14 protein-coding genes, 1 tRNA gene and 1 pseudogene are annotated in these 8767 nt (G+C 41.1%); 9 read left to right on the top strand and 7 right to left on the bottom strand.

What is annotated here, in order from left to right:
• On the top strand, positions 1 to 334 hold a 334-nt coding region (tnpA, locus tag ACE1AT_RS11515), incomplete at its 5' end, for an IS200/IS605 family transposase (protein ID WP_374868338.1).
• A 139-nt stretch (positions 335 to 473) separates the two neighbouring features.
• Here tnpA and ACE1AT_RS11510 read toward each other — a convergent pair.
• Positions 474 to 704: a type II toxin-antitoxin system HicB family antitoxin gene (locus ACE1AT_RS11510; RefSeq protein WP_374868336.1), complete on the bottom strand. Its 231-nt coding sequence runs from the start codon at positions 702 to 704 to the stop codon at positions 474 to 476.
• Between the two features lie 381 nt (positions 705 to 1085).
• On the opposite strand from ACE1AT_RS11510, the gene ACE1AT_RS11505 reads away from it, so the two are divergent.
• Complete coding sequence (locus tag ACE1AT_RS11505) at positions 1086 to 1433, top strand: Dethiobiotin synthetase (protein WP_374868334.1); 348 nt, start codon at positions 1086 to 1088, stop codon at positions 1431 to 1433.
• A gap of 185 nt (positions 1434 to 1618) precedes the next feature.
• Here the strand turns inward: ACE1AT_RS11505 and ACE1AT_RS11500 are convergent, their stop codons facing one another.
• From ACE1AT_RS11500 to ACE1AT_RS11490, 3 genes and pseudogenes are all read right to left on the bottom strand, one after another.
• The gene (locus ACE1AT_RS11500; protein WP_374868332.1) at positions 1619 to 2230 is read right to left on the bottom strand and encodes a hypothetical protein; all 612 of its coding nucleotides are present in this window, start codon (positions 2228 to 2230) and stop codon (positions 1619 to 1621) included.
• Between the two features lie 77 nt (positions 2231 to 2307).
• Positions 2308 to 3336 carry a zinc-binding dehydrogenase gene (locus tag ACE1AT_RS11495; RefSeq protein ID WP_374868330.1) on the bottom strand — a complete coding sequence of 343 codons (1029 nt, stop codon included), beginning with the start codon at positions 3334 to 3336 and terminating at the stop codon, positions 2308 to 2310.
• Positions 3337 to 3446: 110 nt separating this feature from the next.
• A pseudogene (locus ACE1AT_RS11490) lies at positions 3447 to 3728 on the bottom strand (DUF3891 family protein); the annotation flags it as partial.
• A 102-nt stretch (positions 3729 to 3830) separates the two neighbouring features.
• Here ACE1AT_RS11490 and ACE1AT_RS11485 point away from each other — a divergent pair.
• A complete protein-coding gene (locus ACE1AT_RS11485) occupies positions 3831 to 4721 on the top strand; it encodes a carbohydrate ABC transporter permease (protein ID WP_374868328.1) in 891 nt (296 codons plus the stop codon).
• A 19-nt stretch (positions 4722 to 4740) separates the two neighbouring features.
• Here ACE1AT_RS11485 and ACE1AT_RS11480 read toward each other — a convergent pair whose 3' ends face one another.
• Entirely contained in the window at positions 4741 to 5262 is a 522-nt protein-coding gene (locus tag ACE1AT_RS11480) for a thermonuclease family protein (RefSeq protein WP_374868326.1), read from the bottom strand.
• Positions 5263 to 5375: 113 nt separating this feature from the next.
• Positions 5376 to 5744, bottom strand: coding sequence for a 2Fe-2S iron-sulfur cluster-binding protein (locus ACE1AT_RS11475; RefSeq protein ID WP_017309933.1), 369 nt, complete (start codon positions 5742 to 5744; stop codon positions 5376 to 5378).
• Positions 5745 to 5825: 81 nt separating this feature from the next.
• Here ACE1AT_RS11475 and ACE1AT_RS11470 point away from each other — a divergent pair.
• Positions 5826 to 5912 (top strand) — tRNA-Ser (locus tag ACE1AT_RS11470).
• Between the two features lie 448 nt (positions 5913 to 6360).
• A complete protein-coding gene (locus ACE1AT_RS11465; RefSeq protein WP_374868324.1) occupies positions 6361 to 6783 on the top strand; it encodes a hypothetical protein in 423 nt (140 codons plus the stop codon).
• Positions 6784 to 7062: 279 nt separating this feature from the next.
• Here ACE1AT_RS11465 and ACE1AT_RS11460 read toward each other — a convergent pair whose 3' ends face one another.
• Positions 7063 to 7293, bottom strand: coding sequence for a hypothetical protein (locus ACE1AT_RS11460; RefSeq protein ID WP_374868322.1), 231 nt, complete (start codon positions 7291 to 7293; stop codon positions 7063 to 7065).
• A gap of 261 nt (positions 7294 to 7554) precedes the next feature.
• Between ACE1AT_RS11460 and ACE1AT_RS11455 the strand changes: the two genes are divergently transcribed.
• The 4 genes from ACE1AT_RS11455 to ACE1AT_RS11440 all read left to right on the top strand — a co-directional run bounded on the left by ACE1AT_RS11455 (position 7555) and on the right by ACE1AT_RS11440 (position 8660).
• Positions 7555 to 7833, top strand: coding sequence for a hypothetical protein (locus ACE1AT_RS11455; RefSeq protein WP_374868320.1), 279 nt, complete (start codon positions 7555 to 7557; stop codon positions 7831 to 7833).
• A gap of 53 nt (positions 7834 to 7886) precedes the next feature.
• Complete coding sequence (locus ACE1AT_RS11450) at positions 7887 to 8081, top strand: hypothetical protein (RefSeq protein ID WP_374868318.1); 195 nt, start codon at positions 7887 to 7889, stop codon at positions 8079 to 8081.
• Positions 8082 to 8084: 3 nt separating this feature from the next.
• Positions 8085 to 8366 carry a hypothetical protein gene (locus ACE1AT_RS11445; RefSeq protein ID WP_374868316.1) on the top strand — a complete coding sequence of 94 codons (282 nt, stop codon included), beginning with the start codon at positions 8085 to 8087 and terminating at the stop codon, positions 8364 to 8366.
• 72 nt (positions 8367 to 8438) lie between these two features.
• A complete protein-coding gene (locus tag ACE1AT_RS11440; protein WP_374868314.1) occupies positions 8439 to 8660 on the top strand; it encodes a hypothetical protein in 222 nt (73 codons plus the stop codon).
• The last annotated feature ends 107 nt before the right edge of the window (positions 8661 to 8767 follow it).

The raw sequence follows: 8767 nt of genomic DNA, 5'->3' as shown, positions 1-8767 counted from the left end.
ACGTAAAGCTTTCACAGACGAGATGCTGAAACGGTTACACGAAATTCTGTCTGACCTTTGTCAAAAATGGGATTGTAAACTGATTGAGTTCAATGGGGAAGAAGACCATATTCACTTACTGTTTCAGTATTACCCACAAATGGACTTATCTAAATTCGTCAATAACATTAAATCAGTGTCTAGTCGTCGAATCCGAAGCGAATTTGCAGACCACATCAACAGCATCTATTGGAAAGATGTGCTTTGGAATGAATCGTATTTCATCGCCTCCTGTGGCGGGGTTACTGTCTCGGTACTGCGTCAGTACATTGAAAATCAAAACGCACCCGTCTAGTAGCACGGGAGATTTGCTCGTTTCCTCCATCTCCCCTTCCCTCGCCTCCGGCATTGGTCAGGGAAGTGTCGTCAACTTGCACGCATTCTTCCCGACGCTCATGCAACGCAATTGAGCGCGGGGCTGCTGCTGCCAAAGCTCATACCAGAACAATCTCAACCGTATCATTTGGAATAGGTTCACCTCGGTCTTGTAAAACTTCGATGTAAAGAGTGATTGCCTCTTCAATATTGGCAAGAGCCTCCTCACGAGTTTTTCCCTGGCTAATGCATCCTGGCAAACTGGGTACTTCAACGACAAAATAATTATCTTCACCAGGATATAGAAGTACTTTGCGTTTGGATTCAGCTTGCTGCTTCACCATAGTCATGACTCGATACCTCTTTGGTTGGTCATCCTCTAACAGGATTTTAGATTTTGGATTTTAGATTTATTCCACAGATAGATCTGTTTGCTCTGTACCATCAAGGAATTATTGGTCATTTTTTCAAATACTAACATTCTGTTGGGTAAGCATTGATTATGAGACAGTCTAACAATTCTGTGTATATCTGGAAAAACAGGTATCACAAATCGTTACAGTGGATTGATTACTGAGGTTTACAAAGCTAGGCTACAGCTTATGCTCACAGTAATGGGCGATCGCTCATAGTATAAATACTAGCTTCTACAGCTATATGTATGTATTGTTAAAAGTAAAAAAATGTTTAAATAGCCGTAGGTAAGACTGATGTGGTGACTCGGAAATGGTATGAACTACGAAACTGCTTGCAAATTCCTCATAGATCAAACAATCACTTCTGAAGATAACCCAGATGCGCTACTCAGCCGCTTGCAACAGGGAAAACCACCAGTTCCCGGTCAGATTACCTCTACTTTGCTGGCGTTGAAAGTGGTATTTGAAGGTCTTAAAGAAGCTACTACTATTGAACGAGAACTCGCCTACGCCTTATATGAACTAACTATCAAAACTCAAATGCTGTTTGCAGCAGGACGCAAAGCAGGGGTTGACTGGCCTCCTCTGCTGAAAGAAGACTTATTGAGAATCGCGATCGCCACTGAAAGTATCTTTTCCGGTAACTGGCAAAATTTACATTAGTTGGGGATCGGGGAAGGTAGGGGTCCCCTTTGGGGATAAGGGGCAGGTGGGGTCCCCTCTGGGGATAAGGGGTAACGGGGATCGGGGATCGGGGGGAGAGAAGGGGGATAACTTCTCAGTTAACAGTTAACAGTTTAATTTGATAACTGATAACTGATAACTGATTAATGCCCAATGACCAAAAACTATCTTTTTTGCAATTGCGCTTTTAGTTTATCCAAGTCGGATTTGAGCAAAACAGTCATTTGACCAGTGAAAGCTTTTCCGTTCTTGGGTTGGGCAATTTCTATCCAATATGCGTAGCTCCCACCTAGACGTAATTCTCCCCGCAAGGCTTCCCGGATGGGAGTTTTGGCAAAACGCGCGGAATTAACTGTACTTTGAGTTGGATATTCATACACTACTTGAGCGCGTTTAAAATCTTGGTAAATATCCACGCCATATACTACTCGTAAAGATTCTTGCAAGCGCTCAAAACTCATGCCATTAATGGCATCATACATACTCAGCCTTTCGCTCCGAATGTGACTGCGGTCTTGAATAAACTCTACTTTACCAGGAGCAAACACCGATGCTTGAAAAGTGAATCGTTGGGCTGCTGTATCGCTTTTCTGTATAAAAAATTGCTCGTTACTATTGGGACGCAGCGTTGGGTGTGCTTGTATCCAAGCGCCAACTTCTTCTGTCGATTGTCCTGGTAAAGCTTTGGCTTGGTCAGCAAAAAATGTTCCCCCGCAGATATAGGGAACTAGAGAAAAAGGCAATATCAAAACTTTCAGCAGGGGGTTTTTTAGCATTTGTTTATACCAACCTACTTGATTAAAAAGGCTAATTTTAGTTTTCCCCTACTGCCTTGATTTATTTATAAGTACAACTACGGAATCATGGCAACTTTGATCACTTTGCGCGATCGCATATCACAAAATACCGTTTCTAAATCTTGTAAAGGACGCTGTTCGCTAATTAATAACTCGAAGGGAATTCTACGACTAGCAATCAGTGATAAAGCCGCTCTGACAAACTCAGGGGTATTATGAAATACTCCTTTGAGCGTAAGTTCACTGTAGTGGAGTTGCTCAGTGTTGACGGTAATTGTCGTATCTCGTGGACAACCGCCGAATAAATTCACCGTTGCACCAGGACGGGCGCAGGCGATCGCTGTTTCCCAAACACTAGGTAAACCAGTCGCTTCAATAACTACATCTGCACCCCAGCCATCGGTAAATTCTTTGACTACAGTAGGTATGTTTGGTAATTGCCGATAATTAAACGTCTGGGCTGCACCGAGTTTTTTACCAATTTCTAGCCGATCGTCATTACCACCGAATAGCAGTACTTCTACTTCCAAATCATGAGCCAACTTGGCTACAAACATCAACCCAATGGCGCCATCTCCCAAGACTACTACTTTATCTCCATGCTTGACGTTGGAACGAGCGGTTCCATGCAGTACGCAAGCCAAAGGTTCTGTCATGGCTGCCAATTCATCAGGTAAATCTTCAGGAATTGACAATAAATTATGCTGTACAATCGGGGCAGGAATTTTCAGATATTCGGCAAAAGTACCATTATTCCATGTTAAATTTGGACACAAAGAATATTCTTGACGTTGACAAAAAAAGCAATTCATGCAGGGAGCCGAATTATTAGCAACCACGCGATCGCCTATTTGCCAACCCGTGACACCTTCACCGATAGCCACGATTTGTCCAGCAGCCTCATGACCAAAAAGAGTAGGAGGTTTGAGCATCTTCGCATGACCGCCACGACGCCACACTTTTAAATCTGTACCACAAGTTGTTGCCGCTCCCACTTGGATCACCACCTCTCCTTTTCGAGGAGTAGGATCGGGAACTGTTTCTAAACGCAAATTTTCTTTACCGTACAGTAAGGCTGCTAGCACCGATTTTATCCAATAAGCTCCAGTTAATTTTATCAGTTGACTTGAAAGAGGGTATAGGGGTGTGGGGAGTGTGGGGAGTGTGGGGAGTAATAATATTTCCCGTACAGATGTCCTCGATAGCGAGCATTGTTTGCTAATTCCCGTAAACTTGCCACATCACTCGCTTTAGTATCTTTAATCAAAGTAAAATCTAGGGGCGCACCAGCATCTGTAATGTGTTTTCCTTCCCATTCTTTTTCCAAATCATCATGATGGGAAATTGCTGCAATTGTCTCTAGCCAACGCATAGGACGTTCTTTCACATTCCATTGTGCCGCAATTTCAGCCGCCAGCAAAGCATGGGCGCGATGATAAATAACTTCCCAACCTTTTTGGTGTTGATTCACAATCATGAATCAGCCTTGATCCTTCGTGTAATATGAGTTTGCTTCCCTATATTGCGTGAGCAAAGACTGTTCACTCATCTGTCAACAGCACGAATATCAAGTGCCACCATGGATAAATTGACATCAAAAAATTGGATTTTTATCAATCAGCGACTGACACCTTATGTATTTTTACTACCTGCTTTGGTAATTTTAGTACTCACTGTCTTTTGGCCGGCGCTACAAGCTTTTTACCTCAGCTTTACCCGTTACGAATACGATTTAACTCAAACACCTACGTGGATTGGTTTTGCTAATTTCCGCCGCTTATGGGTTGATCCTGTTTTTTGGCAAACCCTGGTGAATACTCTGCTGTATCTTGTGGTTGTAGTGCCGATTTTGGTAATTGCTCCTTTAGGACTGGCAATTTTAGTGAATCAAAAATTGCAAGGAATGCATTGGTTTAGGGCTGCTTATTATACCCCCGTGGTAATTTCCATGGTAGTAGCAGGAATTGCTTGGCGATGGTTATATGCCGAAAATGGCTTGCTTAACCAGTTACTCAAAGGCATTTTACCAGAGGGAATTCCTTGGTTGACTAGTCCCCGTTTTGCGCTTTTCAGTGTCATGGCTGTAACTGTCTGGAAAGGATTAGGCTACTACATGGTAATTTATCTAGCTGGGTTGCAATCAATACCGAGTGATGTCTACGAAGCCGCAGCCATAGATGGTTCTGATGGCATTAGCAAACACTGGGATATTACAGTACCTTTGATGAAACCCTATCTAGCTTTAGTTGGTGTTGTCTCAGCAATTTCCGCAACTAAAGTATTTGAAGAAGTATATATAATGACTCAAGGCGGGCCAAGAAATAGTTCAAAAACAATAGTCTATTACCTCTATGAACAAGCATTTAATAATTTAGAAATTAGCTACGCTTGTACGATTGGGCTGGTACTGTTTTTGATCATCTTAGGATTGTCAATTTTGCGATTATCAATTGGTGGTGTTAGTGCTTGATAGTTGCTTAACTTCCATTTTATCGATTCTGACGACGAAATTCAGCAGGGGTGAAACGCATGGGTTTTTCTGGGTTCCAAATGCCCAATCCCATAATTCTAGCCCATTGTTGGGCGCGTTCTAAGCGTTGGTCATATTTGTGGTTAGGCGATCGCCCAATAAACAACGCCTGACCTTCTTTGACTAACTCTTCATTCAACAAAACTTTATCTTGCCACACATAAGCCAGAGTCCGCCCAAATTTATCTTGTCCTTCCACATCAAACTCCAGCGTTACAGAATCTCCCTGAATTAGTGCTTGCAAGCGTTCTTTTGCTGCATCTCCCCAAGGACGTTGTTGTAAATCCGGTGCATCAATACCCAGTAAGCGCACTTGGGAAATTAAATTGGGTTGATCACCCATCCCTAGCACTTCCAAGGTTTGCCCACTCACCACCTGTGCAAGTTTGACTTGTACCTGTGCATTCTCTAGAGATTTGCTTCGAGGTTGACAAGCAACTACTAATAGTAACAGGCAAGATAAAATTACAAATTTTTTCATTTGTCATTTGTCATTTGTCAATGGTCATTTGTCAATGGGCATGAATCAACAAGTTCTTAATTTTTAATTTTTAATTGTTTTGTCCCCAATCCCCAATCCCCAATCCCCAATCCCTACTCCTCGTCTAACGGTAAACCAGCCCGCACTTTTCCTTTGCCAAAATATCGCCCAAACTGGAGTTCATAAACTTCATCTTCGTCTTGTGTCTCTACTTCTAAGTCGGAACGGGCGTAACTGACACACAATAATGCATACCCTTGCTGACGTAACTCTAGGGATAGTCCTACTGCTTCTGGTTGGTAAATTTCTCCCTCTAGCACCCTGACAGCGCATGTGGTGCAAGCGCCATTGCGGCAAGAAAAAGGTAGTTCTTTCCCTTGTTTTTCACAACTATGTAGGATGTAGCGATCATCAGGTACTTCTAAGGTGTGTTTGATGTTTTTGGCGCGATCGTGAACTGTGATTTTATATGTCCGGGACATGTTGGTTTTGAATTTAAGATTTTTGAGCAATTTGATTGCACTTTCTAGAAGTATATTGTACAATTGCAAATCGTGACCTCTGGAGAGATGGCCGAGTGGTTGAAGGCGCAGCACTGGAAATGCTGTAACGTGGTAACGCGTTCTAGGGTTCAAATCCCTATCTCTCCGTTAATCCTTATAAAACAAGCATTTCAGCAACTAATCGATTTTTGGCTGTGGTTGAATTGGTTGAACAATTGGTTGAATTGGTTGAATTGGTTAGACCCTACCCGACCGCTCAAGGTTAGTCCTGCCTGGATACTCTGTCTTCTGGCTATACCTTTACGAACTGGCAATCTAATAAAAATCATTAATCAAAACGGTAAAAAGCTTATCAATGCAAGCTTATAGGCTTTAATTTCTAACAATTACTGGTAATTTGTAAATGCTTTTAACTAACCCTAACTAGCCGATTTCTAGCAGGTTTAGCACACTCTACAAATTTATAGGGCTTTTCTCTAACAGAAACTTCTCTCCAGATTTGTCCCCAAAGCTTACATACTGTGTCCCACAATCAAGACTTGATACTGTCCCATAATCAAGATAAGATGGTAGAACACTTACAGAACCTAGAAAAATGAATAAATACTTAGTCGAGCTAAAGCACCCCACTACAGGTGAAGTGAAGCTATTACAACTACTAGCTAGCAGTGTGGAGAGTGCTAAAAATCTCGCAACCCTAGAAGCTGATGAGTATGAAGTGGTGAAAGTAAAGGGTACTTGGGGGGGCAAGCGTGAGGGTAGTGGTAGGGTAAGCAATTGGGGTGACGATGTTACTACTTACCGTAGGTGGCTACCAGAGAAGTACAGCAAGCAGGCTGAAGAAATAATTTCAGAGATAGATATGGTTAACTCAATCCTTGAATCTTGGGAGTCTAGAGTAAATGAGTCTAGGGCAAAATCAGCAAACGGCTTGCCCAGTGAGAGATACAAGCATGTCGCTCAGTTGTTGGGAGACTTGAGAGAAGCCATGAGAGTTACTAGCGAGAAGCTGGTGTAAACTATCGGTTCCTATATATGTCTCTATATCTTTTTATCTTTTCTGATAGTTGGACTAGTTGTTGGACTATTACTCCAACAACTAGAGAAGATAAAAACACATACCAATATAAAACCCCTCTAATCATTAGAGGGGTGTATTTTTACCTATCGACCGCTACCGCGATAACTCGTTATTTTTTCGTGTTCCCAGTCTTGTAGCTGCTTTTTGTACATCCACTGGATTGTGTACCACATACGCAATTGAGTATAGGTAGAGCATTCTTTTTTCATAAATCGCCTACCCTACCAACAATTTAATTGCATTACGGATAAGTACGCTAGCGCGGTTTATATCTCTAAGCTTCTCTTGGTAATACCTCCAAGTTTCATCGTCAAACCACTGGTCTGAATCGCACATTTTAAGTAATGCTCTCTGGCTGTCAGTAGGTTCACCAATTAAATCAAGCACTTCAGTTAAACGGTCGTATGCTTCCTTCCCCGGATGATGTAAACCTATGCCGTCCCTCATTTGGTCGATAGCTTTGTATGGGAATCGCGCGATAGCTGATACCCATACTTCTTTTTTTCCGTAACTTCCTAGTGGTGTAATACCGTAGTCGCGCCATTTGGGTACGTTTATTACAGCTACTTTTTTATTAATAAAACTACGACTTTTTCAGAATTTGTTTATAACATCACAACCGCTGCTACATCTGGCAGTACTACATTAGTAGGTATTTATGATATAGCTGGTGGATTGCCTAAAAATTTAATACTTGATTTTGGAACGATGGCAACAGATACGACTGGATATATTAAAAAAATATCTTCTTTTACTCTTAATCCTGGTTGGTATTCTTCTGCTATACGCCCAACTTCTGGTAGTCCTACTTTCACAGCGTTTACAGCAAATATTGCTAATGTTGCGGTGATTGGAACATCAGCGCCAGCAAACACTATCAACTCTGGACGCAGGGCTGTTTTAAATAGTTCGTCGCTTCCTTCTATTGCATCATTGCAAGGTCTTAGTTCTAGTCAAGTACCTGCTATCTGGTTTAAAGTTCAATAAAGAAAATCTTGCATAGCTATAATTAAATAGCTGTATAAAGCAAATGATAAAAAATGAATATTGAGGAATGGATTTTAGTATCAACATTAACAATTAATATTCTACAAGTTGCTAAATTAACTCATGACATAATCATGGCTAAAGATATACGACGCGGTGTAAAAGCAAGTTTAAAGAATAATGCAATGTTGTGTGAAATATGTAAAAATACAATAGCATTACAAGAACTACAAAAGAAGGATGATTAATTAATGCAATTAGATATTTTTCTGGAAATTGTTGCTTTATACAGACAAAAGATTGCAGATTTAGAGCAAAAGTTGGCTAATGCTTTAGCTGATGATATTGCTGACGATGAAGCAATTGAATTAGCAAAGCGACAAGCTGAAGATTCTACGGCAAGGGCGGTATCAGCAGAGCAATTATTAGAGGAATATCGTAACCAAGATATCGCAGAAGATAACCAATTGCTTGATACAATGAACTCTGTCTTAAGTGAATTGAGACAGTTTGAGGATGTAGGGTCTATCTAGGGTGCATCTAACATTAGTTTTCATGCCTATTCCCTTCTCAATTGAAGGGATTTTTTATTAGGAGAGATAGAAGTGAAGGCAAAATTTAAGTTGCAAAGCATTACTAAGTTTGACGGCACAGATGGAATTACCGCCAAATTCGGTGCGGTCACTGGAGACACTAAGGAAAACAAAAGTTTCTGGAATGCTACACCGTCAGGACAAATTGAAGTGTATGTTACTAATCCCAAAGCGGTAGAACAGTTAGAGCTAGGTAAAAATTACTATGTCGATTTCACTGTAGCTGATGATTAGTGTTCCTATATTTCTCTATCTTTTCTGATAGTTGGACTAGTTGTTGGAGTAATAGTCCAACAACTAGAGAAGATAAAAACACATATAGAGATAGACCTAGAAATATT

It is taken from the genome of Pelatocladus sp. BLCC-F211 (assembly GCF_041928655.1).
In the GTDB taxonomy this organism is placed as follows: Bacteria; Cyanobacteriota; Cyanobacteriia; order Cyanobacteriales; family Nostocaceae; genus Pelatocladus.
This window is presented reverse-complemented; position numbering and strand designations above follow the sequence as displayed.

Bases quoted from the DNA above. Each gene is read 5' to 3' on its own strand.
- ACE1AT_RS11510 (WP_374868336.1), bottom strand. From the start codon at position 704: ATGACTATGGTGAAGCAGCAAGCTGAATCCAAACGCAAAGTACTTCTA.
- ACE1AT_RS11505 (WP_374868334.1), top strand. From the start codon at position 1,086: ATGAACTACGAAACTGCTTGCAAATTCCTCATAGATCAAACAATCACT.
- ACE1AT_RS11500 (WP_374868332.1), bottom strand. From the start codon at position 2,230: ATGCTAAAAAACCCCCTGCTGAAAGTTTTGATATTGCCTTTTTCTCTA.
- ACE1AT_RS11485 (WP_374868328.1), top strand. From the start codon at position 3,831: ATGGATAAATTGACATCAAAAAATTGGATTTTTATCAATCAGCGACTG.
- ACE1AT_RS11480 (WP_374868326.1), bottom strand. From the start codon at position 5,262: ATGAAAAAATTTGTAATTTTATCTTGCCTGTTACTATTAGTAGTTGCT.
- ACE1AT_RS11475 (WP_017309933.1), bottom strand. From the start codon at position 5,744: ATGTCCCGGACATATAAAATCACAGTTCACGATCGCGCCAAAAACATC.
- ACE1AT_RS11465 (WP_374868324.1), top strand. From the start codon at position 6,361: ATGAATAAATACTTAGTCGAGCTAAAGCACCCCACTACAGGTGAAGTG.
- ACE1AT_RS11460 (WP_374868322.1), bottom strand. From the start codon at position 7,293: ATGAGGGACGGCATAGGTTTACATCATCCGGGGAAGGAAGCATACGAC.
- ACE1AT_RS11455 (WP_374868320.1), top strand. From the start codon at position 7,555: ATGGCAACAGATACGACTGGATATATTAAAAAAATATCTTCTTTTACT.
- ACE1AT_RS11450 (WP_374868318.1), top strand. From the start codon at position 7,887: ATGAATATTGAGGAATGGATTTTAGTATCAACATTAACAATTAATATT.
- ACE1AT_RS11445 (WP_374868316.1), top strand. From the start codon at position 8,085: ATGCAATTAGATATTTTTCTGGAAATTGTTGCTTTATACAGACAAAAG.